The 26,426-nt window shown below is 58.4% G+C and carries 27 protein-coding genes; 5 read left to right on the forward strand and 22 right to left on the reverse strand.

What is annotated here, in order from left to right:
* Positions 1–14 precede the first annotated feature (14 nt).
* Positions 15–923 (forward strand): carbohydrate kinase family protein, encoded by a 909-nt coding sequence (locus tag ACH2ED_RS23770; RefSeq protein ID WP_395095239.1) that lies wholly within the window; start codon positions 15–17, stop codon positions 921–923.
* Positions 920–1,834, forward strand: coding sequence for an aldo/keto reductase (locus ACH2ED_RS23775; protein ID WP_395095240.1), 915 nt, complete (start codon positions 920–922; stop codon positions 1,832–1,834). Before ACH2ED_RS23770 ends, ACH2ED_RS23775 begins: the two co-directional genes overlap by 4 nt.
* Here the strand turns inward: ACH2ED_RS23775 and ACH2ED_RS23780 are convergent.
* From ACH2ED_RS23780 to ACH2ED_RS23795, 4 genes are read right to left on the reverse strand one after another with little or no spacing between them, the layout of a single operon-like run.
* Positions 1,803–2,528: an NlpC/P60 family protein gene (locus ACH2ED_RS23780; protein ID WP_395095241.1), complete on the reverse strand. Its 726-nt coding sequence runs from the start codon at positions 2,526–2,528 to the stop codon at positions 1,803–1,805. The two genes, ACH2ED_RS23775 and ACH2ED_RS23780, sit on opposite strands and share 32 nt — an antisense overlap.
* Positions 2,529–2,535: 7 nt before the next feature.
* Entirely contained in the window at positions 2,536–3,192 is a 657-nt protein-coding gene (locus tag ACH2ED_RS23785) for an MOSC domain-containing protein (RefSeq protein ID WP_395095242.1), read from the reverse strand.
* Positions 3,189–4,085 (reverse strand): 4-hydroxy-tetrahydrodipicolinate synthase, encoded by an 897-nt coding sequence (dapA, locus tag ACH2ED_RS23790; RefSeq protein WP_395095243.1) that lies wholly within the window; start codon positions 4,083–4,085, stop codon positions 3,189–3,191. Before dapA ends, ACH2ED_RS23785 begins: the two co-directional genes overlap by 4 nt.
* A complete protein-coding gene (locus tag ACH2ED_RS23795) occupies positions 4,086–5,102 on the reverse strand; it encodes an aspartate-semialdehyde dehydrogenase (RefSeq protein ID WP_395095244.1) in 1,017 nt (338 codons plus the stop codon).
* Positions 5,103–5,152: 50 nt separating this feature from the next.
* On the opposite strand from ACH2ED_RS23795, the gene ACH2ED_RS23800 reads away from it, so the two are divergent.
* Complete coding sequence (locus ACH2ED_RS23800; RefSeq protein ID WP_395095245.1) at positions 5,153–5,773, forward strand: hypothetical protein; 621 nt, start codon at positions 5,153–5,155, stop codon at positions 5,771–5,773.
* Positions 5,774–5,807: 34 nt separating this feature from the next.
* Complete coding sequence (locus tag ACH2ED_RS23805) at positions 5,808–6,701, forward strand: molybdopterin-dependent oxidoreductase (protein ID WP_395095246.1); 894 nt, start codon at positions 5,808–5,810, stop codon at positions 6,699–6,701.
* On the opposite strand, the gene ACH2ED_RS23810 is transcribed toward ACH2ED_RS23805, so the two are convergent.
* From ACH2ED_RS23810 to ACH2ED_RS23830, 5 genes are all read right to left on the reverse strand, one after another.
* Entirely contained in the window at positions 6,667–7,617 is a 951-nt protein-coding gene (locus ACH2ED_RS23810) for a dienelactone hydrolase family protein (RefSeq protein WP_395095247.1), read from the reverse strand. The genes ACH2ED_RS23805 and ACH2ED_RS23810 overlap by 35 nt on opposite strands.
* Before the next feature lie 215 nt (positions 7,618–7,832).
* Positions 7,833–9,980 (reverse strand): ATP-dependent helicase, encoded by a 2,148-nt coding sequence (locus tag ACH2ED_RS23815; protein WP_395095248.1) that lies wholly within the window; start codon positions 9,978–9,980, stop codon positions 7,833–7,835.
* Positions 9,981–10,087: 107 nt separating this feature from the next.
* Positions 10,088–11,980, reverse strand: coding sequence for an ATP-binding protein (locus ACH2ED_RS23820; RefSeq protein ID WP_395095249.1), 1,893 nt, complete (start codon positions 11,978–11,980; stop codon positions 10,088–10,090).
* Positions 11,968–12,531: a chemotaxis protein CheX gene (locus tag ACH2ED_RS23825; protein ID WP_395095250.1), complete on the reverse strand. Its 564-nt coding sequence runs from the start codon at positions 12,529–12,531 to the stop codon at positions 11,968–11,970. Before ACH2ED_RS23825 ends, ACH2ED_RS23820 begins: the two co-directional genes overlap by 13 nt.
* Positions 12,532–12,535: 4 nt before the next feature.
* Entirely contained in the window at positions 12,536–12,988 is a 453-nt protein-coding gene (locus tag ACH2ED_RS23830; protein ID WP_395095251.1) for a PleD family two-component system response regulator, read from the reverse strand.
* Positions 12,989–13,126: 138 nt separating this feature from the next.
* On the opposite strand from ACH2ED_RS23830, the gene ACH2ED_RS23835 reads away from it, so the two are divergent.
* Positions 13,127–14,347: a hypothetical protein gene (locus tag ACH2ED_RS23835; RefSeq protein WP_395095252.1), complete on the forward strand. Its 1,221-nt coding sequence runs from the start codon at positions 13,127–13,129 to the stop codon at positions 14,345–14,347.
* Positions 14,348–14,416: 69 nt separating this feature from the next.
* On the opposite strand, the gene ACH2ED_RS23840 is transcribed toward ACH2ED_RS23835, so the two are convergent.
* The 13 genes from ACH2ED_RS23840 to ACH2ED_RS23900 form a co-directional block, all read right to left on the reverse strand.
* Entirely contained in the window at positions 14,417–15,925 is a 1,509-nt protein-coding gene (locus tag ACH2ED_RS23840; RefSeq protein ID WP_395095253.1) for a sialate O-acetylesterase, read from the reverse strand.
* A gap of 56 nt (positions 15,926–15,981) precedes the next feature.
* Positions 15,982–16,407, reverse strand: a complete 426-nt coding sequence (locus ACH2ED_RS23845) for a type II toxin-antitoxin system VapC family toxin (RefSeq protein WP_395095254.1) — start codon at positions 16,405–16,407, stop codon at positions 15,982–15,984.
* On the reverse strand, positions 16,394–16,618 hold the full coding sequence (locus ACH2ED_RS23850) for a hypothetical protein (protein WP_395095255.1): 225 nt from the start codon (positions 16,616–16,618) through the stop codon (positions 16,394–16,396). The genes ACH2ED_RS23845 and ACH2ED_RS23850 overlap by 14 nt, the downstream gene beginning before the upstream one ends.
* Positions 16,619–16,863: 245 nt before the next feature.
* Positions 16,864–17,259 carry a type II toxin-antitoxin system RelE/ParE family toxin gene (locus ACH2ED_RS23855; protein WP_395095256.1) on the reverse strand — a complete coding sequence of 132 codons (396 nt, stop codon included), beginning with the start codon at positions 17,257–17,259 and terminating at the stop codon, positions 16,864–16,866.
* On the reverse strand, positions 17,256–17,510 hold the full coding sequence (locus ACH2ED_RS23860) for a hypothetical protein (RefSeq protein WP_395095257.1): 255 nt from the start codon (positions 17,508–17,510) through the stop codon (positions 17,256–17,258). Before ACH2ED_RS23860 ends, ACH2ED_RS23855 begins: the two co-directional genes overlap by 4 nt.
* A gap of 156 nt (positions 17,511–17,666) precedes the next feature.
* Complete coding sequence (locus ACH2ED_RS23865) at positions 17,667–19,001, reverse strand: restriction endonuclease subunit S (RefSeq protein ID WP_395095258.1); 1,335 nt, start codon at positions 18,999–19,001, stop codon at positions 17,667–17,669.
* 74 nt (positions 19,002–19,075) lie between these two features.
* Entirely contained in the window at positions 19,076–21,325 is a 2,250-nt protein-coding gene (locus tag ACH2ED_RS23870) for an N-6 DNA methylase (RefSeq protein ID WP_395095259.1), read from the reverse strand.
* 26 nt (positions 21,326–21,351) lie between these two features.
* Positions 21,352–21,705 carry a pre-16S rRNA-processing nuclease YqgF gene (locus ACH2ED_RS23875; protein ID WP_395095260.1) on the reverse strand — a complete coding sequence of 118 codons (354 nt, stop codon included), beginning with the start codon at positions 21,703–21,705 and terminating at the stop codon, positions 21,352–21,354.
* 17 nt (positions 21,706–21,722) lie between these two features.
* Entirely contained in the window at positions 21,723–23,351 is a 1,629-nt protein-coding gene (locus tag ACH2ED_RS23880; RefSeq protein WP_395095261.1) for a DUF3084 domain-containing protein, read from the reverse strand.
* A 7-nt stretch (positions 23,352–23,358) separates the two neighbouring features.
* Positions 23,359–24,495, reverse strand: a complete 1,137-nt coding sequence (locus ACH2ED_RS23885; protein ID WP_395095262.1) for an LptF/LptG family permease — start codon at positions 24,493–24,495, stop codon at positions 23,359–23,361.
* Entirely contained in the window at positions 24,492–25,226 is a 735-nt protein-coding gene (lptB, locus tag ACH2ED_RS23890; protein ID WP_395095263.1) for an LPS export ABC transporter ATP-binding protein, read from the reverse strand. The genes ACH2ED_RS23885 and lptB overlap by 4 nt, the downstream gene beginning before the upstream one ends.
* Positions 25,223–25,885 (reverse strand): hypothetical protein, encoded by a 663-nt coding sequence (locus ACH2ED_RS23895; RefSeq protein ID WP_395095264.1) that lies wholly within the window; start codon positions 25,883–25,885, stop codon positions 25,223–25,225. Before ACH2ED_RS23895 ends, lptB begins: the two co-directional genes overlap by 4 nt.
* Complete coding sequence (locus ACH2ED_RS23900; protein WP_395095265.1) at positions 25,882–26,415, reverse strand: hypothetical protein; 534 nt, start codon at positions 26,413–26,415, stop codon at positions 25,882–25,884. The genes ACH2ED_RS23895 and ACH2ED_RS23900 overlap by 4 nt, the downstream gene beginning before the upstream one ends.
* Positions 26,416–26,426: the final 11 nt, after the last annotated feature.

The raw sequence follows: 26,426 nt of genomic DNA on the forward strand, positions 1-26,426 counted from the left end.
GGTACCCTAAAGTCATGGTTGTTGGATTCGGGCTGCTCAATAAAGACTTCGTCGCCGTCGTTCCCCGCTGGAAGCCCGACACCAAAGTGCGAGCAACGCGCTACTTCGAGCAAGTGGGAGGGCCGGTTCCCGTGGCACTCACCACCGTGGCAAAGCTGGGCGGGCTGGCCTGTGTCCACTTAGGCGTGGTCGGCGATGACCGAGATGCAGATGATCTGGCACGCAGTCTGGAGGAACAAGGTGTCTCCTCCGACTTACAGCGGGCGTCGGGCACCGTGACAAGCCGCTCTCTCGTGCTCCTAGATGCGCACGATGGCTCCCGTACTCTGGCAAACTACGCCGAGGAGCTGCCTTGCATGACCTTCACACCCGCCCACGACGACCTCCTCAGCCAGGCAAGCCTGTTGCATCTCGATGGCCGCGACCTGGGCGGCGCACTCCACGCCGCGCAGCTCGTCAAAGCGGCAGGCGGCCAGGTCTCGTTTGATCTGGGAACCATGCGCCCGGGCCGTGAGGCGCTCTTCCCCCTCTGCGACATCCTTCTTGCCAGCAAGGGCGGCGGCGCGGGGGCGTTCCCAGAGCATACGGGCGATCCCGCCGCGCAAGTGCGCGGTTTTCTTGCGGCAGGTGTCAAAGTAGCAGGCGTCACGCTGGCAGAGAAAGGCGTGCTGCTCGCCACGCACGAGCAGCCCGAGCCGGTCTTTCTGCCCGCCTTCCCGATCCCAAACGTGGTTGACACCTGCGGGGCGGGCGATGTCTTCCACGGCGCATTTTGCTGGGCCTACGCCACCGGAATGCCCCCACATGCCGCTGCCAACTTCGCCCAAGCAACAGTCGCGCTGCGCGTCCAGCACTACGGCAACCGCGCTGGACTGCCTGATCGGGCTACTGTCGAAGTGTTCATCAAAAAGGTAAGACCATGAACTTTGATCATTTATTTCCGCTGGGCTACGGTGCGGGCTCGCTGGGTACAGCGCTGACGGGTGATGCCGCAATCCGTCATGTCGCACTCTATCTGGAGGCGGGCGGCAATGTCTTTGACACGGCGCATGTCTATGCCTGCTGGCAGCCCGGTGGCGTGGGGGCGAGCGAGCGGGAGCTAGGACACGTCTTGAAGCAGCTCGGCGTTTTAGAGAAGGCGGTGATTGTGACCAAGGGCGGGCACCCGGCGTTTGGCACCGAGTACCCGCGACCTGCGCACTTTCTCGCGCCCGAGGTGCTCCAGCAAGATATCACCGAAAGCTGCGAGCGCCTCGGAGTGGAGCGCATTCCGATCTATCTCCTCCACCGCGACGATGGCATCACGCCCGTTGTGGAGATTCTAGAGCCCCTGCAAGATGCCCGACTCGGGGCGATTGGCGTGAGCAATTGGTCGGTGGAGCGCATCGCGGAGGCCAATGCTGTGGCTGCGGCACAGGGTAGGAAGGGTTTTGCCCTCTCACAGATTCAGGGCAGCCTTGCGACTCCTTCGTGGCCCATCACCGCTGACCCGACCACACGCTACCTCACCCCAACGGAAATTGCCTTTGGCCTGCCCCTGATGTTCTACTCCGCCACGGCGGGTGGCTACTTTGCCGGAAAGCCCGCACGGCTCTACGACACGCCGGAGAACGCGGCAAGAAAAGAGCGGGCAGAGCAATTGGCCGAAAAATACGGCGCGACAGCAACACAGATCGCGTTGGCCTGGCTTCGTAGCCTCCCCCTACCGACGCTCCCGCTCTTTGGCACCACCGACGAGGCACATCTTCGGGAGATTCTTGGGGCGGCATCGCTCACACTCACGCCCGACGAAGCACACTGGCTTACTGAAGGCGATACCAGCGAACGAGCTTGACAGGGGTGCTGAACCAGGCGTCTTTTTCATCAGGGGCAGTCTTGCTTACGACGGCAAACTTGCCCTTGGGGTCGGCGTTGATCCAGGTTTGCTCGCCCAGATACGCTAAGATATGCTGCCCACTCTCAGTGACGGCAAGGTCGCCAGGGTGGAGATTGGTGTAGTCCGCCGTATTGAGCGTCGTACGGGCGTTGGTCACGTAGGTGCGCCCCGTGTAGCCTTCCCCAATCTCCTTGGCCGACGCGTCGTACCACCAGAGGGCGGCACCAGAGCGCAGGAGCCCGAGGTCTTTGGTGCGCCAACCCTCCGAGAAACACGTGTCTATCATGGCGCAACGGATCAGGCCGGAGCAATCTATCCCCCACCGGCTCTCGCCCCCCCAGATATACGGGACGCCCTCATAGCTCTTGAGCGCCGTGGTGTAGGTAGTCTGCATCCGCACCCCATCGGCATTTCGGTAGGGCATCAGCGCCAGCCCGACGGCAGCGGCAAGCGGGAGAAGAAAGACAACCCGCGCGACAATCAAGTTCCAGAACAAAAATAAACCACCCGCCCAGGCGACAAAGACACTCCCGACAAGAAGCTTACGCACCATGCCACTCTGAACGGGAATCAGTACAAGCACCAGGCAAAGAAATAACAGTGCTCCCCAAGCATAGAGCTTAATCCGTCGCCGTTGCCGTCGTGTCGTCATGCGTTTCTTACTCCTGTAAACTACCCAATCGTCGCCGTAGGCCGCGTTTCCAGACGGCAGACAGCTCCGGTATCTCCAGCAGACGCTCGATCAGAGCGACATTGATCTCTTTACCCAGCAGCCCTCGGTTGGCATCGTCCACGCTCATTGCCTGTTGCGGGCGGCTCTCCAGAGTCAGCAGATCACCTGCCTGAGTAACCCCAGGCGTGAGAACACGCAAGTACCAGCCAGACTTCCCCGTCGCCATCACTGACTTGAGAAAGCCCTTGATCCCCAGCTTACGCTCTTGTTTGCTGCACGGAAAGCGCGGCTGTGAGACCTGCACCCGCGCCGTCCCAATGGCATAAATATCCCCGATACAGACCAGAGTTTCGTCGGCCTCACTGCCCGTCAGTGTCCAGTTCTCCCCGACGGCTCCAGGCGCAAGCACAACGCCGTAGACGCTGTTCCAGTGGTGAAAGTGCGCCAGCGGATGCACACAGACTGCCTGATCTTTCGAGCCATGGTGCTTCGTATCGGCCACTTTATCGCCCTCAAGCCCACGTAGCCCCAGCGTCACCGGCCCGCTCACCTCCATCCGATAGATCGCGGTGCGCCACTCGCCCTTGCTATCGGTCCGGGTCTGTGGCTGCCCAATTAGCTGCGAGTGAATCGTCAGACTCATACGGAAAGCCCATGCTCCCGCAAGACACTCAGGATTGACTCCGTCTCGTGTTCATTACAGTCCACGAGTGGCAGGCGCACTCTCCCGACATTCAGGCCAAATGCCCGAAGTGCGCACTTGGTCGGGGCGGGCGAGGGAACCGAGAACATCACTTTCGCGACGGGCAATGTCTTGAGGAAGAGTTCTGCCGCCTCAGCCTGATTGCCGGCAAACCATGCCTGGTGCACCGCCTGAAGCTCCGGGCCAATCACATGGGAGATCACGCTCACCACGCCCGCCCCCCCCAGTGCCAGCGTCGAGAGAACCGTCCCATCATCGCCGGAGTAGACATCAAAGCTCTCCGGGGTATTCAGCAGAATATCTCCCACTTGCTGCAGATTCGCCGACGCTTCTTTGATCGCCACGATAGTCGGGCAATCCGTGGCGAGCCGAATCACTGTGGCGGGTTCTAAGTTGGTGATCGTGCGCCCAGGGACATTGTAGAGCATCACGGGCAGCTCCGTGGCGCTGGCAACGGCCTTGAAGTGCTGGTACAGCCCCTCCTGGCTCGGCTTGTTGTAGTAGGGCACCACAGCCAAGAGCGCTCCGGCACCGGCGGCTTTGGCATCGTGCGCGGCCTCGATCACCTCCGCCGTATTATTCCCCCCGATACCCGCGATCACTCTATCGGAGCCTATCGCGTCCACAACCGCCTTCACCAGCGCTGCTTTTTCGTCGCGGCTCGTGGTTGGCGACTCGCCCGTGGTGCCATTGATCACCAGCGCATCCGAGCCATTGTCTAAGAGCCACTTTGCCAGCGCCACAGCCTCGACAAAGTCAATCGCACCGTGCACCTGAAAAGGTGTCACCATCGCCGTCACCACATACCCCCACCGGGGCCGCATTCCACGCATCTAAATAACTCCTCGCTGGATCAAAAGCTCGGCGATTTGGTAGCCGTTGAGAGCCGCGCCTTTCAATATCTGGTCGCCTGCCACAAAGAGATCGAGCGCCTTAGGGTGCGACAGATCCTCACGAATCCGCCCGACCAAGCACTCATCACGGCCCGTGGCATCTATAGGCATCGGGAAGTTATTGCCCTCACGATCGTCTACCAGAATCACGCCCGGAAACGCCGCCAGCGCCGCGCGGGCTTCGTCTACCGTGGGGCGCTTACCCAAAAACTCAATATTGACGCTCTCCGAGTGTGCCCGGAGCACGGGGACGCGGATACAAGTCGCGGTGACGGCGAGATTAGGTTCGTGGAGAATCTTGCGGGTCTCATTAACCATCTTCAGCTCCTCCTCGTTGTAGCCCGTCTCGTTGATCGCGGTATTGTGGCTAAATAGGTTAAACGCCACCTGGTGTGGAAAGATTTCTTTTGTCGGGGGCTTCCCAGCCAGCAGCTCGCCCGCCTGTACCTCCAGCTCACGCATCGCCGCCGCCCCCGCGCCCGACGCGGCTTGGTAGGTGCTGACAACCACGCGCTTCACCGGCCAGAGCCGATGGAGCGGCGCGAGCGCCATGAGGAGAATAATGGTCGAGCAGTTCGGGTTGGCGATAATGCCCTTGTGCGCTAGTACATCGTCGGGGTTGACCTCGGGGACGATCAGCGGCACGTCGGGATCCATCCGAAACGCCGAGGAGTTATCAATCACCACGGCTCCAGCTTTAACTGCCGCTTGGGCGTACTGTTTCGAGCGCCCGCCACCCGCCGAGAAAAACGCGATATCGCAGCCCGTAAAAGAATCCTCAGTGAGCTCGGTAACGGGAAGCTCTTTCCCCTTAAACGTAATCGTCTTGCCCGCCGAGCGCGCCGACGCCAGCAGGCTCAGCGAGGCGAGCGGAAAGTCCCGCTGCTCCAACAGTTTCAAAAACTCCGCCCCGACCGCGCCCGTCGCGCCCGCCAAGGCAACATGGTATTGCTTCATTGCATCCAATGATACCGCGCCTGCCCCAAAGGCGGTATAGTTTTGGCGAGATGACCGTCGCCGTTTCCCTTGCCATTGAGACGCTCTATGCCGCCTTTGCCAGTGCCCCTCGGCCCACGGAGATTTACCATAGCCCCCTCAAGCAGCTCGACACCACGCCACTGCTTACTAAGCCTCTGCGTACTCTCACCGACGACGAGCTATCCAGCTATGCGTTTAGCGTCTTCAATACGGTAGACGAGGCCGACTTTGCCTACTTTTTTCCGCGTCTAATCGAGCTCACCCACCATGAGCAGAGCATTTTGCACATCGAGCTTACCTATCAGAAAGCAATTCAGGATCGCTGGCAGGACTGGCCTATACCACGCCGAGAAGCTTTCCAGAAGTACCTTGATGCCGTGATTACCTCCTTTGTCGAAGAAGTGCAGGGGGACATCGCCGACCGAATCTGTGGTGTGGGAGGCTTATTAGACGATCTGACCGAGCGTCTTTGCATTCTCTTGCAGGACACACACGCCGCTCGGGAGAACCTGCTCACGCTCCACGAAGACGGTGGTCAGAACCATTTTTGGGATAAAAAGCGCGCGTCGTATCTGCGCTACATAGCCTGGCTAAACTCCGATGCCATCTTTACGCGTGTGCTAGAAATCTACGCGGATGCCGGTCAATAAAAATCTCGGCATCGTCCCCAGGTACAATCTCTCCATGCACTTGCCTCCTCATCAAAAACTCGCTGCGCCAGGGAAGTGGCCCGTGGTCGGAGAGAAAGCACCACGGGTGGTGGACTTGTCGCCGTGGAGCGTGACGGTCCACGGGTTGGTGGCCGAGCGGCGGACGTTTGGGCAGGAGGAGCTTCTGAACCTGCCACAGCTCACGCAGACCCACGATATTCACTGCGTCACGCGCTGGAGCAAGCTGGGCGTGACGTTTACCGGGATTCTGCTAGCCGACTTGCTTGCCCTCTGCGGCGGCCCACTTCCCGATGCAAAGTTCGTCTCGTTTGTCGCCCGCTCAGATCGGGAACATAGCACATCGCTGGTACTGACCGAGGCGCTAGAATTGGGTTGTTTGATCGCGTTCACCGCCGATGGAGCACCACTGGAAGAGGTTCATGGTGGGCCCGTGCGCGTGATCACACCAAAGCGCTACTTCTATAAGTCGGTCAAGTGGCTGGAGCGCATCGAGCTACTCACAGAAGATCGCCTCGGCTACTGGGAAGACGAGATCGGCTACCATAACCATGCCGATCCCTGGCGCGAGGAGCGCTACATCGCCGCAAACACCAACCCCAAAACTCTGGAGCGAGCGCTTGCGACACGCGACTTTTCGGGGTTGGATCTGCGCGGTGTGGAGCTTCAGGGGCGCGACCTCACGGGCCTCAAAGCCGTGGATGCCAAGCTCCGCGATGCGCACTTCGAGGGCGCAAACCTCACCGATGCGGACTTTACCCGCGCGAATCTTTCCAACGCCCATCTGGAAAATGCAAACTGCTCCCGCGTGAAGTTCACCAACAGCGACCTTGAAGGAGCGGCCTTCGAGAACGCCATCCTCACCGACGCTGATCTCACGGGCGCGTCGCTCTTCGGCACGACTTTCTAACAAGCGCCGCCCCTCCGACCGCTAGTAGCGCCATAGTTCCCGGCTCAGGGACACTTCCTGAGGGGCCAGAATTAGGCACGTGCCCACCAGAGGAGGGTAGCTGCTGCGCGAAGAGCCAGTCCATAAAACCAGGCTCCTGATAGACACGCCCCTCTTCCGCCACGATGTAGTGCCCACCATCGGCATACTCCGTGTAGCGGATATTGCCACCCTCTGCCTGTATCGCAGTGACTATGGATTGAGCCACATCCGGATAGATAGCCGTATCCTGGCCCCCATGAAACACCCATAGAGGGATTTTGGCTAGGTTGGTAGCCTGGGTTGGGTCTCCCATTCCTGCCACGGGTGCCCCGGCCGCAAAGACCCCTGGGTTGCGCGCCAGAAGATCCCAGGTACCATCGCCGCCCATGGACCAGCCTGTGGCGTAGAGGCGCGAGGGATCAATGGAGAACTCACTCAAGAGCGAGGGAATCAGATTTGTCACCGCCTGGAGGCTGGTGGAGACAGGATAGTCGGCGGTGCTGTACGAAGTCCAAGACCAGCCCGGATGGGGCGTCTCATCAGGATAGGTCTCAAAGTTATTGACCCAGAACTCTCCACGAGGGTCGCCACCTACTACTTCCCAGGGGCACTGGGGCACCAGAAAGAAGCTCGGATGGGCCGCCTGAACCTCAGAGGAGTAAAACGTCTGGGCAAACTGTCCAATGTCTAGCGGCAGACGGTTATCCGTCCCACGCTCACCGCTCCCGTGGAGATAGAGCACTAGGGGGTATTTTTCGTTAGGGTCGTAGTTCTCCGGCACAAAAAGTCGGTATGGCAGGCTCAGCCCTGAGACATCGGCGAAGGCTCGTTCTTGAAGCGCACTCTGCGGATCCTGCGCGTGAGCGCTCGCAGTGAGAAGAAGCCCCCCAGCCATAAGTATAGTCTTCCACCGAGAAGAAAAAAGATAAAGTCTCATGATGCCCACTCGCTTGTTTTAGGAGATTAGTCTAGGAGACCTTAACAGATTAAAGTCAATCCCCAGAGCAAGCCCCTGCAAGAATGGTGCCAATGTTTAAGGACTATAGTTTGAAAACAACTATAAGTCAACTATCGAGACACCCAGATCAACATCTGGCGGCTGTAGCGTGCCTACTCCTCATACTCTTCGTCGGCGAGGGCTTGGGAGTCGTCGTCGTCTTTGTGTTGCGAGCGCAGGGCATCGTCCACTAAGGGCGCGAGCGTGGGCATCTCAATGAGAAAGGGCGAGGGGCCGAGGGCCTTGGCGTTGTGGTACTGCGGCCAAGACAGAGCGAACTGATCTTTGGCACGGGTGATGGCGACATAAGCAATGCGCCGCTCCTCTTCGAGGCTATCTAGGAGCAGCTCGCCGTCTACGTAGCGCAGACTGCGGTGGTGTGGGAGCAGGTTCATGGCAAAACCAACCACGAAGACGCAGCGCCACTCCAGGCCCTTGGACTTATGCACCGTCATGAGATTCACCGCATCCTGGCCCTTACCCGCATCTTTGGCCTTGCGGATCTGCCCGCCCACAAAGGTCAGCATTCCCTCGGGCGCAAAGAAGCGCTTGCTGGCCGTCAGAAGCTCATCGAGGTTGTCTAAACGGCTGGAGCCCTCGCCTTCGTCCTCGCTGTCACCATCCTCGTTCACGATATAGTCGTCGTAGCCGGAGAGCCGGGCGGTCATGAGGCGTGTCTGGGCCGTCTCACCGGACTCGTGGATCTCTTTAATCTGCTTGCGAAAGTCTAAAATCGCCACTTCTTGTTGGGTGGTGAAGACACCTTTTTTGAGCATCTCATAGAAAGAGCACTTCTGTTTCTCCGCCAGCTCCTCCACTTTCTTGATGAAGCCCAGCCCCAGTGAGCGGGTGGGCCGTCCGAACTTCGTGCTGGCGATATTGAGGATACGCTTACACGCCTCGGTACCCGCCTCAGAGTTTGGGTCCACGGAGAGCTGAAGATACGCAAGCAAGTCCTTCACTTCCTTGCGATTGTAAAAGCTCGTGCCCCCCGTGATCTGATACGGGATCCCCGCATTGATCAGCCCGTCCTCAAAGCAGCGCGAGTAGGCATTAGTGCGGTAGAGCAGGGCAAAGTCCCGGAACGCCATCGTGCCATCACTACTCATCTGCTCCCGCAGACGCTCCACCACCCAGAGCGCCTCGGCCTCGGCATCTAGGTGCTGCGAGAGCCAGGGCTCTTGTGCCGAGAGCTGAGTGGGCTCCATCAGCAGACGGTAACGATCATCGAGATCCGCATGGGCAATGAGCTCGTTGGCGACCGTGACAATCGTGCCCTGCGAGCGGTAGTTGGCGGGCAAGCGGATGATCTGGCCGTTGGGGTAGCTGGTCTGAAATCCCATCACGGTGCGCTTGGGATCGCAGCCACGGAAGCCGTAGATACTCTGCCCCACATCGCCCACAATAAAGAGATTCCCGTGTTTTTTTGACAGAAGCCGTGCCAGTTGCCACTGTACCTCGCTGGTGTCCTGCGTTTCGTCCACAAGGAGAAAGTCAAACTTGCTCTGGTACTCGTCGCGGGCTTTGGCATCATCGCGGATGAGATAAAACGCTTCGAGCAGCAGATCATCGAAGTCCAGACGCTTGGCAGGAACTTTCGAGAGCACGTCCAGCTCTTTCTCTTTTGCCTTCTCGTAGCAACGCCAAAACTTCGCGACGTTCTGAATCAGCGGCAGCTCCCAGTCCGGGTAGAGCTGAGCGAGGGCGGTCTCGGCCAGCTCGCAGCTATGGCCGCAGTTCTTGGAGGCCGAGATCGCCAGCAAGGCAAGCTTCGGATCGAGCTTCATATTCTGCCCAAAGGGTGGCTGGGGCAGCGACTTGTAGTTGCTGGTCTTTCCCAGAATCGCACGGCAGACACGCTTCTGCCAGTACTCGTCGGCCAGATCGAAGCGGCCCTCTTTGCCGAAGCGCTCCGCCCACTCTTTCTTTAAAATCCGCAGGCAATGGGAGTGAAAGGTTCCGATCCACAGCCCCACAATTGCCTCTTCCCCAAGAAGCTTAGCCAAGCGCTCGCCCATGTCGTCGGCGGCGCGGCGGGTAAATGTCGTGACCAGAATACGCTCCGGTGGCACCCCTTCCGCGATGAGGCGTGCAATGCGCCGAATGAGCACCGTGGTCTTGCCTGAACCGGCCCCTGCCAGCACCAGGGCCGCCCCGTGGGTATGAGCAAACGCCTCGTACTGCTGCTCGTTCAGCCCGGCGGCGAGATCGGCAACATCAATGGATTTAGGCGTGGGAGAAGACTGGGGAGAGTCGGACATGGGCCTTCATCCTATCGCCAACCCCACCCGTTTGCCAGCAAGTTTGCCTGAGAGATGCCGCCATGATCGCTGTGAGCTTGGCCTTCATCCACTCACGTGGGGTCACATTAGTAGCGACCAGCGACACACTTTTGAGTTGGCAGCCTGCACCCAGAACGGTCAGGAACAATCACTAGAGTAAGAGGAATCTTGATCTTGATGGTCGTCCCTTCCTTTATTTGGCTCTGGATATCAATCGTGCCCCCAATCTTCTCAATATTGGTCTTGACAATATCCATCCCCACACCACGCCCCGAGACATTGGTCACTGTCGCTGCCGTGGAGAATCCGGGTAAGAGGATAAGCTGGAGTAGCTCCCACTCGCTCATCTGGGCGGCATGCTCCGACGTAATAAAGCCGCGCTCAATCGCCTTTGCCTTGATGCGGCCTGAGTCAATTCCGCCGCCATCGTCGGTGATCTCGATATTGACCTGACCATCTTCGTGGTAAGCGCGCAGCAACAGTAGCCCCTCGGCGGACTTACCCAAAGCGACACGCACTTCAGGGTACTCGATCCCGTGGTCTATCGCGTTACGGACTAAGTGTGTGAGCGGGTCTTTGACCGCTTCAATGAAGGTCTTGTCCAGATCGGTCTCGCGGCCTTCCATCTCCAGGCGAACTTGCTTGCCGCAGGTATGAGCCAGATCCCGCACGATACGCGGAAACTTATTCCAGACATTGCCAATAGGCTGCATCCGGGTCCTCATCACGCCTTCTTGCAGCTCGGAGGTGATCAGATTGAGCCGCTGTGCAGTGGCCGCAAGCGCCGTGTCGAGAGAGCTACCCTGCCCCTGAAGCAACTGGACAATCTGGTTACGGGTGAGCACCAGTTCCCCGACCAAGTGCATCAGGCTATCGAGCAGACCAACATCCACACGGATACTCGCCTCACCTACGGCCCCCTGTGCTCCAACCGACGCACTGTCAATACTATGCAGCGCGCGCTCGACAATGTCACTGGTGACAAGCCCCCTGGTGATCAGGATCTCTCCCAGGCGGCGCTGATCGCCCGATTCCTGCTCCCGGAGTACCCGGGTCAGATCCCCTATCTGGATGTAGCCCTGACTGATGAGCACATCTCCCAGGCGACCATGAATCGGGACATATTCCGCCTGAGCAGCCACCACGATTCTGGAACCGCTCTGGGGCTCCCGCGAGACTGCCTCCCTAGCCACTAGCGCACGAGTAGCTTCACTGTCTTGAAGACGCGTGAGGGTCTGAATGAGCGACATGCAGTCCACAGTGCCCTCGGAATGCGTGATTTCGATACTGCCCAATATCTGGCGGATGGCATCCACCATGGCCAGTAGTGCATCGGTGATCGCGGGGCTAAGGCGGAGATCCCCGGTGCGCAGGAGGCTCAGCAAGCTCTCCCCCGCATGGCTCAGCGACTCCAGGCGCGAGAAGCCCAGAAACCCACAGGTTCCCTTGATCGTGTGAATGGTGCGGAAGATACTAGAGATCGTCTCATGATCCTGCGGGTCTTTCTCCAGCGCGAGCAAGTCCAAGTCCAGAAGATCTAGGTTCTCGTAGCTCTCCACAAGAAACTCCTGAACAATCCCCTCCTCATCTATCAGCAAGCTTCTCGAAAGCTCGTCGTCATTCACAGGGCGCAGGCGCGCCAGTATCTGCTGGAGTTCCCCTTCAATACGATCCAGAGGATCAAGGCTAGCGTACTTACCGGAACGGAAGTAGCGCTCCAGGACTCCCACCGCATCTCGGGTCGTCTGGATGCCTGACACAGAGTCGCCGATATTGCCCAGGTAGAGCTCTTGCAGTATCTCCAAACAGAGGATAAGCAGTGCACTTGGGCGAATTAGCTCCTCCGGTAAGCCCGTCAGAACCGCCTCAAGCTCGGCCCCGATCCTCGCCAGCTCGTCGGTGTTCTCCACTTTTAGAGTTGCCAAGCGCATCCCTAAACTACGGAGCGTTTTCGGGGTTTCTTCGTCTATCGTCCACATATAGCGCAAATCTCCTGGGTAGGCTGCATCAGCGCTGTCCGCCCGGCAATCACATCTACCCAGAACACACTACCGGTCAGCTCAAAGATGCTACACCAAGAGACCATGTTGTGAGGCAGTATTCTCTCGACATCATGGCCTCGGAAAACAGTGGGCAACGACATTGCAACCGCCAGCTCCTGATCCTCCATCCGGGCAACAATATTGCCCGCAATGATATTGGCCACCTCACCGATTGCATCGCCCATATCCGCACTGTCGTAGTCAATCTCGAAGCCCGCCATCGCGAGCGCCAGCTCAACGGCAGACTCACGGGAGCAACACATCGTAATGGAGTAGCTCCGATCCCCGACAAACGAGATAGTCCCACAGATACCATCATAGATCCGTACCGCCTCTTCGACGTGCAGGCACTTGGGCTCTGTCCCCACGAACATCGCCACCGTCTGGGACACAGCCGCTTGCACGATATCAACCAGTAAGGGCTCGATGCGGGGCAGTAAGGGCTTGAGGTGGGAAGCGGGTGGGGTGGTGCTCTGAAAATTGGTCATGGAACTATCCCCCCCTAAGCTTGCTGAAAAAGCCACTACTCTTCGCCCCTGCCGCTTGCGGTACATGCCGTGTACGAATTCTCTCCATGAGGGGCTCCACTTGCCGAAGCAGATCGACATGGGTGAAGGGCTTGGTGATGTAGGCGTCTGCGCCCGCGTGATCCAGCGCCTCCTGGACTTTCCCCACAACGCGCTCACTGGTCACCATGATGATAGGAATATGATAGGTCTTCTCTCGGGCGCGTACTTTTGTGACAAACTCAATGCCCGTCATCCGGGGCATGTTCCAGTCCACAAAAGCGATATCCACACTCTGAAACACCACAGTCTCCAGGGCATCTTCGCCATCATCGGACTCAAAAAACTGGAACTCCGCAATGCCGGATTTTGCGAGAGCCTGCATAACGACGCTACGCATCACACGTGAGTCATCCACAACCAATGTATTCAGTTTCATCCTGCCATCCTGGTAAAAATATAGATACGCTACTCTTGATTCGGCAGGCAAGGCTGCTCCCACAAGAGAATTCTTTTTCCATGGGCCTGCTGTTATAATGCTTCCAGAGACGGTATCCCCCGCTCTGTGGAATATCCCATGTCAAAATTGCGTTTTTTTTCAGTCTGTCTCCTAAGTTTTTTAGGACTCGCACTCGTCCTTAGGCTCACCAAGCCGACACCATCCCCGCCGCTCCGCCACAAATTTATCGCGCCTCAGACCTGGCATCTGACAGGGTGGCGCAAGATTGCCGGTAAGCAAGTCGCTTGGGAGATCTGGGGTCAGAGCCAGCCCCTGTTTTGCTACGAGCGCATTGGAGAGAGCCTGCGGCTCGTCCAAGACGAAAAAGAGAGCTTATTGACGCCACCCCTTCCCGGCTACGCGCAGATACTCGTGAAAAACTTGCCCGCTCTGCCCAACAACCGCCTCCTTCTGCTCCAGCACTGGGGCGAGGGCGAAGACGATCCGGCGACAGGGCTTCCCCTGCACTACCGGATTTCCACCACGGAAAAGACGGAAGGTAAAAAGACGCAAGGCGAGGCGGAGCTAACCGCCCACTACAACCTTCCGATCCCCAAGGAAATCCAGGCTCTCCCTCGTTTTTCCGGATACTCCCTCGATCTCGCGAAGCCACTACAGACCGTTCCCCCTCAGGAGAATTTCGCTTCAGGCCATGGGTTCATGGTTCAGGGGCAGGTGCTCTCCCAAGATACTGAAGGCAACCTCCGGATCCGCATTGCACTCCAACCCGGTCAGCCTGGTGCTCCCAAGAACCTCCCCTTTATGCTTCGTAAAAACGAGTATGCAATCCCCCTCGCCTTGCGCCCCATACCTCTCCCTTTGCTTGGCCCCGACAGCACACGTCTGGTGCGGCCCGACGGAGGAGTGGGTAGGGGCGGAGGCGGTATGGGAGGGGCACCACCTCTCGCAATGAGGCGCGTCCGTGATGAGCACGGGGCAATCTATATCAAGTACCTGCCCCTTACACCAGAGGATTCGGCAACGGAGTACCTCCTCCTTCGGGAGACACCCCTGCCCCAAAACGCGCCCCCTCCCAAAACCCTAAGAGTGGTTCTCTCGGTTGATCTGCGCTGGGTCACGGAGCTCACGGGGTACTTTCGCCCCTTTGTTTTTCACAAAAGCAATGAGCAGCTCCTCCTTACCCTACCGCGCTCCCTACCAACACAGCCTGTCTCTCCTGAGGAGCATACGCTCTTTGCCAAGGCGCGTCAACAGTACCGTGAGAACCTAGAAATGGAGAAAATGGAAAAATCGCCGGGAATCGAAAGCAGTCAGCTCAGCCGGAAGGCACGCGCCTAAGCCGAGCACGCTACGCTTCCGTCTCCAGGAACGCATTAAGCGGCGGCGGCACAAGACCCTGATGGCGTGTCATTTTGGCATATCCGAGCGAAACGGCCCCGCGGGCAGGCCCTCTTTATTCCAAAGATTGGTGATAGGAAAGTTGATAAAGGCGTAGCGAACGGCCTTGGGTGCAGTCACTTGGGCGCACGTGGCCACCACCTTATCGCCGCCCTCGATCACGGCAGTGGCGGGGTAGAAAACGCCATCCGTACCCGCGAGCGCAAAGCCCACTACCTTGCCGTTTTCGATAGAGCCTCCCAGCGAGTCCGTTGGGGAGGCCAGCAGGCCACCGCCGGTATTGTCAAAGCTCACTATAGCCTTCTCGCCCTCGAAGCGGACGCGCTTAAAGCTCGGCCCCTGCGCCACGAGGCTCTTCTCTCGATAAATATCTCGCCGCGCAAGCAGCGCAAGCCGCTCCCCAACGGGCTGTTTTTTCTTGGGGTGGATGTCTTTCTCCTCACCCACATCAGTAATGACCGCCATCCCTACATTTTTGAGTTTCTGAGTCGCCAGCATCTGCGCTTCCCGTAGCTCGGCGTACTCGGTCTTCTGTGAGCCGCTAGCCTGAAACGGCGCTAGCTGCACCAGATAAAACGGCATGTCTTTCTTATCCCAGACAGAGCGCCAGCTCTCGATCATGGCGGGGAAGAGCTCGCGGTACTGCATTGCGCGGCTAGCGTTAGCCTCGCCCTGGTACCAGATCGCGCCGCGAATCCCGTAGTTTGTGATCGGTGCGATCATGGCGTTGTAGAGCTCGGCGTAGCGCCACGGGGCGCGGGGCGCAGCGGGAGGGGTCTTGCCTTCCAGGCGTGCCTGCGTGGAGTCGGTCTCCCACTTCTTGCGCTGCTCATCGTAGCGGGCACGCGCCACCGGGTAGTTCTCCACAATCGTCTTGAGGCTTGGCGTGCTCGCCAGCTTCTCCTCGGGTGTCCAAGCCTCCGCAGGAGTCCCCCCCCAGTCCGACGAGATCAGGCCAATCGGAACCCCTAGCTTCTCGCTCAGCATCCGCCCGAAGTAGTAGCCCACGGCGGAGAAGCCTGGCACACTCTCCGGAGCCGCCGCGCTCCAGGGTTGCTGCACCTCGACATCCTGCTTGGGGCTATCGGAGCGTGTGTTCTTGACCATGAACAGGCGAACCGTGGGACTGGCGGACTTGGCGATATCCCCCTCGGACTGGAACGAGGTCTTGAGGGTCAGCTCCATGTTGCTCTGCCCCGAGCACACCCAGACCTCGCCCACCAGAATATCCTTGAACTCAATCCGATTCTTCCCCGAGATGCTCAAAGGAAACGGGCCACCAGCGGTGCGAGTCCCCTTGAGAGTCACTTCCCACTTCCCATTTTTAGCCGTCGTCGTTTTCTTCTGCCCGAGGAACTCCACGCTCACTTGCTCGCCCTCATCGGCCCAGCCCCAGAACTTCAGGGGAGCGCTCCGCTGGAGCACCATGCCCTCATTGAGAATCGCGGGCAACTTAACATCGGCGTGGGCAGCAGCGGCAAGCGCGACACTGGCTGCGAGAATAAGCATTCGTTTCATGAGGGAACGTTCGGCAAAGTACGAGTTTTTTCCTGCCGGATCACTTGCCCCTTGTGCTACTCGATACTCCAGTCCTCCAGCCGTAGGCCGGGAACTTTGGCAAAATCTTGTGTGTTGCGGGTAATCAAAGTGGCATTCTGGGCAAGTGCGGTGGCGGCAATCTTCAAGTCCATCGTCCCGATACGGATTCGCTGTACCCAAAGCTCCTGGAACTGGTTCACCACCACTGCATCGAAAGAAACCAGGGGCATCGAACTATAAAAGCTGAGAAGCCGTTCCATCCGCTCGTACCAGGGAACTTGTAGATCAACGGCACGGATTCGGGCAACTTGTGCCAGTAGACCTCGCGTTTGTTCTTCGTAGCTGACAACCGAGATAGCAACGTCTTCTTCGGGAAGACCCGCAAGCCGTCGTAGGATCCTCTGGCCTTCGTCACCGCCTCGGTCAATCAGGCTGATATGGCCTGTGTCAAGCAGGTACATCGGGAGTGGGTTCCTCCATCATGTAGTCCGGCACCTGCGCCTTACGGTATTCCTCTCCGGCTTTTACGGCTTCGTCGTAGAGGGGATCATCTTTGAAGGCTCCAAAGCGCCGCTCCCACCAGGGCCGTGTATCTTTGATTTTGGTCTTCGCCTTAACCTGTACCATCTCTCGCTCTAAAAGCGTCACGCGCTCTTCCAATGTCTGTGGCATTTCTCTAAAACCTCCTGTCCTTTCTCTCTGTTATATCGCCGCGTGGAAACGGGCGTATCCGGTCGGGCGTTTGTGTTCGGGCGGCGTTTGCAGATGGGCGGGTAAACCGGCCCGCTGTTGCGGCAAGGAGGCTAAAGCGCCCTCTTCACCATCATGCACTACCCCGCCAGATACTCCAGCGCCGCCTCTTCGGACTGCTCGATTGCGATCTCCACCGCGCGCTTGGCACGCTCCAAAAGTTCCTATTAATCCCGTGGTTCGTTCCATAGTGGTGGTGCGCTTCCATGCCGAATCGAAAGAACGCGCAGCGTCTCGGGCACTCGATCACCATCGCCATCAATGAGCCAGTAGAAGACATACCATACTCCTACGGAAGAGCGTCGAGCACGTTTGGGGGACGTTTCAAAGCGGTTTCGGTAGGTTGGTCGTGAGAGACCTAGCGAGGCATCATCATTGATTTGAGGCGGGTAGCCCTGGGCAATCTTCTCGGGAATGCTCCGGCATAGTTCCTGAAGTGTTGCTTCAAGCGCGAGCGTAAAGCGCTGTCCTGCCGCCTCCGAGGTTTCTAGCAGGCGATCCGTTATCCTCTCCAGATCACGCTCCGCCTGCTGGGCATACTCCACATTGAGAGTAAGGATCACAGGCCAACCTTCTTTTTCAGGCGAGCCATTACCTCCGCTCCCTCACTCACCCGTCCTGCGTCGCTGTCTTCCGCCCCACGCCGCAGAGCTTCCATGTCTTCGGGACTCAGTCTAAACTCGTCCTCTTTTTCGCGTGGCTTGAGCGCCCCAAACATCGCGACCGCCATTGCCTCCAGCCGCTCCCGTGCGGCGCTGTCGGACTCTAACCGTGCCGCCACATCGGGGGGAACCGCTAATGTAATCGTGCTCATTTCTCTAAAACCTCCTGTCCTTTCTGTCTCTCTGTTATATCGCCGCGTGGAAACGGGCGGGTAAACCGGCCATCTCCTCCGCTTCGCGGCCATCTCTCCGCCTCGTGCCTCGGCTCCCCTCTTCCCCTGCCGTTCGTGCCTCACTGGGAAGAGGGGCTAGGGACGATGCAGATACTCCAGCGCCGCCTCTTCGGACTGCTCGATTGCGATCTCCACCGCGCGCTTGGCACGCTCCAAAAGCTCCGCCGCCGTACGCCGTGCTGTTCCGGCTGAGAGTGCCAGCGTCTCAAAGGCTTTCTGCTCGTCCGGTGGCAACACCGGAATGAAGATTTTAGTAATATCGCGTGGGTAAAGGTGAAGCTGTCCCGTCGCTCCTGTGATGTACTTTTCAATCTGCATCTGCCCTGCTTTGGAGCGTAGGAAGAGAGTCAGATAGTACGGGTTGAACTCCTCCTGACGGATTACGGAAACTTCACTAACAGTGCCGTATTTCCCCGGCTTGTCGAATACCTGCACCTTACCGATAGAGCCAAAGCCAATGGAGGAAATCAGCACATCGCCACGCTTTAACTCAAACACGGCTTCGGTGGGATGGGTACGCTGGAACCGCTCATCGTCGCTAATGTCGGCTAAGTCTCCCGACCGGATGATAGGAATGGTGCCATCCTCGTAGTAGGGAACCGTCACGCCCTTTGTCACGCGCTTCCCGACCTCCACCAACACGAAGCGTTGCGAAAGTTCCTCCCGTAGTGCGTCAACGTCAGGCGTGAAATACTGAGAATCCAACCGCCCCGCTTCCCACACCTCCGACGATTTGCGCGTGTAGCTCAACGGCTCCGGCGGCGACCAGTTCTCCAGCCCCAGCGCTTGCAGGAGGATTTGTTCGGCGCTCTCACGTTTTGCTTTTACCTCTCGCCGTAACTTGAGTGCGAGCAGGACAGTGAAAGCAATCGCCTCCTGTGTAGCTTTGCCTATCTGTGGAATGGGAATCTGGCGAACCTTGCTCAAGGATAGCCCTTGCTGAACCATGCCGGTGGAGTTTCGTTTTATGTGATCTTGCCCAAACGTAGAATTCAGGTAGGCCAACAAGAACTCAGGTAAAACGGGGGAACCTTCACTTGGCGCAATTCGCGCTACGTCTTGGTCAATGTTTGCAGGCAAAACCTCAGAGGTAACGAGTGCACATAATCCAACGGTGCCACGCGTCGAAAGAATGATGTCGTTTTCTTTCAGAGATGATCGCTGATTTGCCAAGTGTGTATTTTGGTGAATCGGCTCTGCTCCATCTTCTTCGGAGAACCAACCACGTGCATTTTTGGCGGTGAGCATAATGACGGGCGAATCTTCGTCCACCACATGATAACCATGCGGCCCGTCAGTCACAAAGGCAAAAGCTCCAACGGCATCCGTTTTCCACTTACTAAGTGCAGAGTCTTCTTTCAGATACTGTTTCTTGAAATACTCAGCATCGTAACGAAACTCCTCATTCAATTGACTCCGAGGAATAATGGCAACTTCTAGCCCCTCTAAAAGCGCCTCATATTTGGCGCTATCAAAGGGGCTTCCTAGAAAAAACTTAGACTTTCCTTCTTGGCGAACTCAATAAACGCCTCCGCGATTCCCTCCGGCGTGTGCTCGCCGTCGGTAAGCTCTGTAGAGAACAAATCGTGCTGCCAGACCCAGTGGCCGTGGTTGTCGCGGGCGGGACGCTGGTACAGAAGCGCGGTCTTGCGCGGCTCGACTTTGTAGAACTCCAGCGCTTTTAGCTGTGCCAGCGAGCCGTACTCCGCGTTGATCCACGCCAGCGAGCAGACTTTCTCGACTCCCTCCGGGGAAGTGACGACGTACTCCGAAACCTCAACCGGGTCGCCGTACTTTGCCACGAACGCCGGATAACCCAGATCATCCACAATCACATTGGCAGGGTCGGTGTGGTCTGACCAGCGCACCCGCTTCTGGTAGGTCAGAATCTTATCCCCAGAGTTGTCCTTCGACGCGAGCCGCTGCGTGGCAAAGAAGATATTGTAGTCGTCCACCTTCGGGCAGTAGTTATCCGCCTTGGGATCGTCGTTCCACTTCTGCACCAACAGCACACTGGTCTTGGTTCCCGTATGCGGCTTGAAGGTATTGGGATGCAGCCCCACCACCCCCAGAATCCGGCAGTGCTGAGCGATATACTCCCGCACCCGCTTGTCCGTGGCATTGTTAAAGCGCCCCTGCGGCAAGACAACCGCCATACGCCCGCCCGGTTTCAGAAAGTCCAGGTTCCGCTCGATAAAGAGCAAGTCCCGCCCGACCGCCGACTCCGCCTTCCCGTTCTCTTTATGCCCCAGCTCGTAGGGCGAGAGCATATCACTCTGCTTGATGTCCCCCGCGAACGGCGGATTTGCCATCAGCACATCGAACTGAAAGTTGCGGTAGTCCCCCGCCTTGCCTGCCATCAGTTTGCGAAGCTTTTTCCAACCAATCCCATAGGTATCCTGCCACTCCTGCTCCTTGACGGCCTCATCCCAGTGCGTATAGTCCAGAGTATTCAGGTGCAACACATTGGTCTGCCCGTCCCCGGCGATTAGGTTCAAACACCGCGCCACCCGCACGCTTTTTTCGTCAAAGTCAATCGCAAAGACTTTCTCGCGCACATAGTTGATACACCGGTACGGCTTGTCGTCCATCGTGAACAAATGCGACTGCGCCAGCCCCTCATCCTTGAGAATGTCCTGCCACACATGGAAAATGCCGTGCACGGTAAAGCCCGCCGAGCCGCAGGCCGTGTCAATCAGCGTCTCTTCTTCCTGCGGGTTAAGCATCTTGACGCACATATCAATCACCCAGCGCGGCGTGAAATACTGCCCCTTTTCTCCCTTGCTGGACTTATTGACCAAGTACTCAAACGCCTCATCCACGATGTCCAGGTTGCTATTAAAGAGCTTGTACTCCTCCAGCGACCCCACGCACACCTGCAAGTGATCCGGCGTTAGACGAATCCGCTCATCCTTGAGAAAGACCCCCTCCCACTCCTGCTTGGCATCATCAAAAAGCTTCTGCACCGACTCCTTCACCTGCGCCGCCGTATTGACATTGCGAAACCGCAGATGCTTATATTTCTTCCGGTGGCACGACATCTCATCGTAGAGCTTCGTAAACACCAGCTTGAACACTTCCTCAAACACGTCCACGCCCGCATTGGCGAGAACCTCGTCCTCCATGTCCAGAATCAACTGCTTCAGCGACCGGGCGCTATCGCCCTCTCTCTCCCGCTGCTGCTCAAACTTGACAAGATCATCCATTGTCCAAGGCTGGCCCGCCACATCATCAATGGTCTGGGTTGCCGTCGGCAGATCAGGAATCTCCACAAAGTAGTTCGGGTTCTTCCGGTGCCACGACACCGTTTGCAGTCCGTTGCTCCAGAGCGCCAGCGGTGCGCCCGTTGCATGACCGTAGGACTTGAGCTGATCTTTCCCACCCCGCGCCGTGGGCTGCTTTACTTCGATAATGATATACGGCACGGTCGGACGGTCTTTGTCAAAGATCACAATATCGGCTCGCTTGGACGAGTCCCGCCCAAACGTAATCGGATACTCCACCGTAATCCGTGACGCAGAGTAGCCGTAGTCCGTCAGCAATAACTGCAACCAGAGCTGCCGGATCACCTCCTCGGGCTTTGCCTGCACCTCCTTCTTGCGCACCAGACAGTTCAGGTAGTCCTTCCCCCCTTTCTCCGTCTGCCGCATCCGCACCGAAAGCAACGCCGACTCAGGAAACGTCTCCAGCGAATAGCCTGACTTAGAGCCACCAACAATCTCTTCAAGTGTCATAGCCGCCATTGTACCCCTACCGCCCCTCAGCCAGCGTTTGCCTCCAGCCAGTCTTCGGCGAGGATCACGGCCACGAGATCGTCGTAGGGCTGCGGGAGCGGGAGAAAGCGCTGCCACCAGGGGCGATTTTTGCGCAGGCGCTCGCGGGCGCGCTGGCTGGTGTAGGCTTCGGGGATCAGAACGGCGTCGGGGAGGAGGGCGGCAATAGGCTTGCTCTGGGTTCCATCGCCAAGCACAATATGAGTAGGAGAAAACTGGATGCGGAGTTCAGAAACGCGGGTAAGAAGCTTGTCGGTGAGAGTGATTTCCTGATGAAGCGTTCGGCCTGGCTCGACCACGGCCACACCGCACTTGGCACTTCCTGGGTCTATTGCCAGCACTCTTATCTTTATCTTGCTCACCGGAGGCCCGGAGGAATCGTGACAATCGGAGGTTCCATGGGCTTGACCTCAAACTCAAGCGCCACGGGATCGGCGGCGCGCAGGTCTTTGGCGGCACGAACCGTCACCCGAGCACGGGCATGGATCGCCCGCACGGAGTCGAGCGCCTTGAGCAAGGTGTCCATGCTGGTCTCCCCCACACTCTGCTGGCCCAGCTCCCCAATGGGAATCGTCCCCGCGTCGAGGAGTTTCTTACGCACTTCGCCGCGCAGGAAGTTATAGAGCCGATCTGCAATCTCCGCCCCAGGCCTGTTCCCATCCAGAGTGAGCTCTCCAAGCGACTGCCCGGCGGTCAGGATCAGCGGGTTGCGCCAGGTGCGGATGTCCACGGGCACCGGCTCCCCCACCACGGCATTGCCCAGCGCCGTCACTACCACCACCACTTCCTCTTTGGACTTGCTGATATTTAGGGCGGCGGTATGGATCGCGGAAACCTCGTCCATGGTCTGGAGCTTGCCACTATCATCGGCGATACGGCGATCTGGAATCCATACCGAGCGGATCGCGCCGGGTGCGGTTCGTGCGCCACGACGCTCCGCCTGACGGGAAGCGGTGGTCAGCAAGCCCTCTAAAATATTGTGAACCTTCCACTCATTTCCGGTCGCCACGGAAAGACGAACCACTTCCTCGCCCACCCGGTAGCTAATCTGCCCATTGCGAAGAGCGACCGTGACTTTGAACACGTCATTGATGGACTCCTGTGCTTCGTCACGACGCTTCTCCAGCTCCTTGCGCTGCTTCTCCAATTGCTCTAGTTCTGCTGCCAGACGCGCCACTTCTTGTTTTTGAAGCGCGGCCTGTCCAACCTGGATATCCAGTGTCCGCTGCTGCTCACTCAGCCGCTGTGTCTGCTCGGCCACTCGCCCACTGAGCTTGTCCAGCTCACCTTTTTGCCCCTCAAGTCGCCGTTTTTGTTCCTGCACCACCAGATTGAAATCACTTGTCGCACGCTCGGCGAGGGTCTGGGCTCTCTTGGCTTCTCCCCGCGCCGCTGCCAGCCGACCTTCGACGAGCTTTGCCGCCGCTTCTGCGCGCTCACGACGGAGCCGGGCTTCTGTCATTGCATTGCGTGCCAGAGTCACCTGCCGCTGCGCCGCTTCGAGTGAGCCCTGTGTTCGCCCCAGGTGGCCTTTCTCAGCGGTGAGGGCAGCCTCGGCCTGAGCAAGTGTCTTCGTGGCGGTGACGAACTTCCCTTCCGTTTCGGTGCGCCGCTGGGCCGCCTCATCGCGTGCCTTCTCAGCTTTCTGGCGCTCCTGATCGGCCTGTGTGGCATCGCTCTGCAGCAGACGAACACGCTGGCCACTCTGGCGAATCTGCTCACTGAGCTGCTCGTTCTCACGACGGAGCTGGCTGCCACGCTGCACCACATCGCGAAAGCTCTCCGATGAGAAAAACATCGCCCCAAAAGAGGCAGCGGTGATGCCGACCCCGGAGAGAATGGTGATGAGTGTTGCGGTATGCCGGGGTCGCAGCCCGAAAAGGGAGTGGCGACGTTTACCGATCACGTGGCCGATCTTGTCCCCTGCCCAGGCAATAAAGCCTGAGACTGGTACCAGGAGAGCAAAAAAGAGCAGTGTCGTGTTCACGATATTTCTAGTTTACCGCGCCCTTCTGCGCAACCCGCCAGATCAGCCAGATTCCCAGCCCGATTCCTACCCCATTGGGAATCTGACAGGCTGCCAGCGCAGGAAGCCCCCCGCCTTTACCGATCGCCTGGAAGATCTGCACCGTCGTCCAATAAACAAAAGTCACCAGCACCGAGAGACCAAAACCAAGCCCCTTGCCCGAGCGGGTTCGCTGGACTCCTAGCGGTGCCCCGACCATGGCAAAGACGAGCGCCGCTAGCGGAAACGAGACACGCCCCTGTGCTTCGATCTCTGCCTCACGCGCCACCGCATGGTCCCCTTCCGCGTGGCGCAGGCGTGCCCGCTGTGCGAGCAGTTCCGTCGAGAGCTCCGTGACCCGGCCCTCCAGGCTCTCCAGGTCCTTAGGAGCGCCCAGTTCCACCTCGCGCAGCTTGACACTGTCGCTCGTCATTACCTGAAGTGTGCTCTTATCCGCAATCCACAGCTCGCCTTTCTTATCCTCGGTCAGTACCCACGAGCGTGTCCCTATCTTCCAGTCCGCCCGCCGCGCTCCCACAGCCGCCGTGGGTAAGCCTTCGTCATAAATAAGAATGCCGACCCGATCCAGAGAGGCCGTCCCCCCTGCGCCGAAGCGCACCCCTCCTGCCGCATGAACCACATACTGCTGATCGTCGCTCACTTTCACCACCAGCGTAAAGGCATCGGTTGTCGTCGCAGCGGTGGAGCCACGCTGGCGAATCTCCCGCGCCATCTGCTCACGCTTCTGGTTCGCGGCGGGGATCAGGCTCTGGTTGACGGCGATAATGGGCAGGGCGACCGCCAACGCGAAGACAATCACTGGAGCCATGATGCGCGGAAAACTCGTCCCAGAGGCAAAGAGCGCCACAATCTCCGAGTCGCCCGAGAGCCGCCCAAAGCCCATCAGGGTTGCGAGCAGCATCGCCATGGGAATGGTGTAGGCCAGGACATAGGGCAAAGTGAAGAGCACCATGATCGCCAAGTAGGTCGGCGAGACACCTTTTTGCGAGAACTCTGCCAGCTTCTGTAGCTCCCCGGCGGCCAGAAACAAGCTCGTAAAGAGCATCACCGAGCCGAAGAACGGCCCAACAATCTCCATTAGCACGACTCGATCTGTGCGAGTCACAGCTTGAAGTTCTCCCCGAGGTAGAACCGGCGAACATCCTCGTTCTCCGCCACGGCATCGCGCGTGCCCTCAAAGACCACTTTGCCATCCACGATCACGTACGTCCGATCCGTGAGGTTCAGAGTAGCGGCAGCGTTGTGGTCGGTGATAAGGACACCGTAGCCGTGTGTTTTTAGCTGCTGAACCATCTCCTGAATGTCTTCAATAGCCTTCGGATCAATTCCGGCGAAGGGCTCATCGAGCAGCAAAAACGACGGGTTCGCGGCCAGGGCCCGAGCGATCTCGACGCGCCGCCGCTCACCGCCTGAGAGCTCGGCACCACGCGCCGTGGCACGGTGAGTCACTTTAAGATCCTCCATGAGCTGCTCCGCACGCGCCTTGCGGTCCTTGCGAGGGAAGCCGGTCATCTCCAGCACCAGCATCACGTTCTCACGCACCGTGAGCTTGCGAAAAACACTGGCCTCCTGCGCCAGATAGCCGATCCCGTGACGGGCCCGCTGGTACATCGGCATCTTCGTCACGTCTTTTCCATCCAGTATCACTTTGCCCGTATCGGGCCGGATCAGCCCGACAATCATATAAAATGTCGTGGACTTACCCGCGCCGTTTGGGCCGAGTAGCCCGACAATCTCACCTTGCTCAAAATTTAGCGAGACCCCGTCCACCACACGGCGCTTTCGGTAGACCTTAGTAAGCTCTGTCACCTCAATCCGACGTGTCACGGCGCTCATCCCTTGCCCTTACCCGGTGTCCCGGTTGTGCTGCCTCCACTGAGGTTCAGCGTGGGGGGCTTGTTTTCGGCATCATCGGGATCGCCCAGATCAATCCACCCACTCTGCATCGTCGTCTCTAGCTCCAGACCGCCGTAGTACCAGATGCGGGCATTGCCGGAGAAGTCAATTCGCCCCGTGCCTAGCTTGGCCCCCGCCTTGTAGCTTGCATTATCGCAACGCACCTTAATGCTGGTCTTTTCATCCGCCAGGCTGATCTGCTCCACAATAATAGTCACATTGCGAGCCAGGGTCGCCCCTGTCACCAAGGGCTTCTTGCCCTTGACTCCTACGTTAACGGCTCCGACAACAATTTTTTGCCCACTGAGCTCCCGACGTCGTGATTTCAGACTTGTCTTTTTGAGAACCTCACCGCCATTCTCCCGCGCAACCAGCGAAACGGGAGAAGTGCCGCCTGTCAGAGTCGCGGTAAGTTTCCCGCTCGGGGTGGGGCCGACAATCTCAATGACCCCCTCTTTCCAATCGAGTATAAACTCGCCAATGCGCGAGATATTCGCTTTCGCAGAAGTATCCGTGGTTTTCTGGGCGGCAACCGCCAGCGGCAGAGTGAGAAGCAAAGGCAGAGTGAGAAGCAGCAAGGCAAGAGTACGTTTTTTCATGGCAAGATCTTAAGTGTCTGTAACAGTGTATCCGCTGTGAATCGGGAGCCGTAGAGTGCGAAGTTTGAACCAGCGAGAAAGGCAACATTCCCGACCCCCTCCAGCTTCCCGATCGCTTTCGTGAGGCTTCCCCCGGGAAACCAGGTTAGGCTATCGCAGCGCACGACCCGCGCATCGGGTGTCTGTGCGGAGACACTGCCCTGAGCGGTTAGTTTAGAGGCACCAGCCTCCACACGAACGTTTTTCGCAGTGATGATCAAGACGGGCTTCCCCAATTTATAGAGGACAGCACGTGTCCCTTCCAGGGTTGCCTCCGTGGCTCCCGGAGCCACGGAGGCACGCAGGCCCGTGAGCTCCAGCAGACGGTTCCCCTTTCCATCCGAGAGAACGGTCTTTGCCCCAGAGAGTTCCCCGGAAACGGGAAACGGAGTGGACGATGGCTGCGGGCGCGGGGTGGAGATGACGGTGGGCGGCTGACGCGGCACACAACCCGAAAAGAGCAGGCAGAGGAAGGGGGCAGTGTATCTCACGCTTTCTTAAG

Source organism: Armatimonas sp., assembly GCF_043757465.1.
Classification (GTDB): domain Bacteria; phylum Armatimonadota; class Armatimonadia; order Armatimonadales; family Armatimonadaceae; genus Armatimonas.

Bases quoted from the DNA above. Each gene is read 5' to 3' on its own strand.
- ACH2ED_RS23805 (WP_395095246.1), top strand. From the start codon at position 5,808: ATGCACTTGCCTCCTCATCAAAAACTCGCTGCGCCAGGGAAGTGGCCC.
- ACH2ED_RS23800 (WP_395095245.1), top strand. From the start codon at position 5,153: ATGACCGTCGCCGTTTCCCTTGCCATTGAGACGCTCTATGCCGCCTTT.
- ACH2ED_RS23870 (WP_395095259.1), bottom strand. From the start codon at position 21,325: ATGACACTTGAAGAGATTGTTGGTGGCTCTAAGTCAGGCTATTCGCTG.
- lptB (WP_395095263.1), bottom strand. From the start codon at position 25,226: ATGAGCGCCGTGACACGTCGGATTGAGGTGACAGAGCTTACTAAGGTC.
- ACH2ED_RS23815 (WP_395095248.1), bottom strand. From the start codon at position 9,980: ATGTCCGACTCTCCCCAGTCTTCTCCCACGCCTAAATCCATTGATGTT.
- ACH2ED_RS23850 (WP_395095255.1), bottom strand. From the start codon at position 16,618: ATGCCACAGACATTGGAAGAGCGCGTGACGCTTTTAGAGCGAGAGATG.
- ACH2ED_RS23820 (WP_395095249.1), bottom strand. From the start codon at position 11,980: ATGTGGACGATAGACGAAGAAACCCCGAAAACGCTCCGTAGTTTAGGG.
- ACH2ED_RS23810 (WP_395095247.1), bottom strand. From the start codon at position 7,617: ATGGCTGGGGGGCTTCTTCTCACTGCGAGCGCTCACGCGCAGGATCCG.
- dapA (WP_395095243.1), bottom strand. From the start codon at position 4,085: ATGCGTGGAATGCGGCCCCGGTGGGGGTATGTGGTGACGGCGATGGTG.
- ACH2ED_RS23795 (WP_395095244.1), bottom strand. From the start codon at position 5,102: ATGAAGCAATACCATGTTGCCTTGGCGGGCGCGACGGGCGCGGTCGGG.
- ACH2ED_RS23825 (WP_395095250.1), bottom strand. From the start codon at position 12,531: ATGACCAATTTTCAGAGCACCACCCCACCCGCTTCCCACCTCAAGCCC.
- ACH2ED_RS23835 (WP_395095252.1), top strand. From the start codon at position 13,127: ATGTCAAAATTGCGTTTTTTTTCAGTCTGTCTCCTAAGTTTTTTAGGA.
- ACH2ED_RS23895 (WP_395095264.1), bottom strand. From the start codon at position 25,885: ATGAAAAAACGTACTCTTGCCTTGCTGCTTCTCACTCTGCCTTTGCTT.
- ACH2ED_RS23845 (WP_395095254.1), bottom strand. From the start codon at position 16,407: ATGTACCTGCTTGACACAGGCCATATCAGCCTGATTGACCGAGGCGGT.
- ACH2ED_RS23770 (WP_395095239.1), top strand. From the start codon at position 15: ATGGTTGTTGGATTCGGGCTGCTCAATAAAGACTTCGTCGCCGTCGTT.
- ACH2ED_RS23830 (WP_395095251.1), bottom strand. From the start codon at position 12,988: ATGAAACTGAATACATTGGTTGTGGATGACTCACGTGTGATGCGTAGC.
- ACH2ED_RS23785 (WP_395095242.1), bottom strand. From the start codon at position 3,192: ATGAGTCTGACGATTCACTCGCAGCTAATTGGGCAGCCACAGACCCGG.
- ACH2ED_RS23775 (WP_395095240.1), top strand. From the start codon at position 920: ATGAACTTTGATCATTTATTTCCGCTGGGCTACGGTGCGGGCTCGCTG.
- ACH2ED_RS23860 (WP_395095257.1), bottom strand. From the start codon at position 17,510: ATGAGCACGATTACATTAGCGGTTCCCCCCGATGTGGCGGCACGGTTA.
- ACH2ED_RS23780 (WP_395095241.1), bottom strand. From the start codon at position 2,528: ATGACGACACGACGGCAACGGCGACGGATTAAGCTCTATGCTTGGGGA.
- ACH2ED_RS23840 (WP_395095253.1), bottom strand. From the start codon at position 15,925: ATGAAACGAATGCTTATTCTCGCAGCCAGTGTCGCGCTTGCCGCTGCT.